Origin of the sequence: Flavobacterium wongokense (genome assembly GCF_021608265.1) — a bacterium.
Taxonomy (GTDB): domain Bacteria; phylum Bacteroidota; class Bacteroidia; order Flavobacteriales; family Flavobacteriaceae; genus Flavobacterium; species Flavobacterium wongokense.
Genome location: NZ_JAKIHP010000028.1, coordinates 1 through 388, shown reverse-complemented (window position 1 = coordinate 388; position 388 = coordinate 1). Strand labels below are relative to the sequence as shown.

1 pseudogene is annotated in these 388 nt (G+C 42.5%); it reads left to right on the top strand.

Annotated elements, in window-relative coordinates:
- A pseudogene (locus L1S31_RS14870) lies at window positions 1-388 on the top strand (gliding motility-associated C-terminal domain-containing protein); the annotation flags it as partial.

The following is a 388-nucleotide window of genomic DNA, read 5'->3' as shown; positions in this document are numbered from 1 at the left end:
AATCACTGTAACAGACAACATTGCTCCTACATTCACAGCTCCTGCGAATATTGAAATATTCACAACTGCTGATTGTACTTATGATGCGTCAATTGCAATTACTGGTGATGTAACAAATGAGGCTGACAACTGTTCAACTGGTCTTCAGGCTACATTTGCTGACAGCGTTGCTGATGGTCAGTGTGCAGGTTCACATATCATTACACGTACCTGGTCTCTTGTGGATGCTTGTGGTAACGCAGCGGCTACTCAGACACAGACGATTACTGTAACTGATAACATCGCTCCTACATTCACAGCTCCTGCTAATATCGAAATATTCACTACTGCTGATTGTACTTATGATGCTACCGTTGCCGTAACTGGTGATGTAACAAATGAAGCTGAT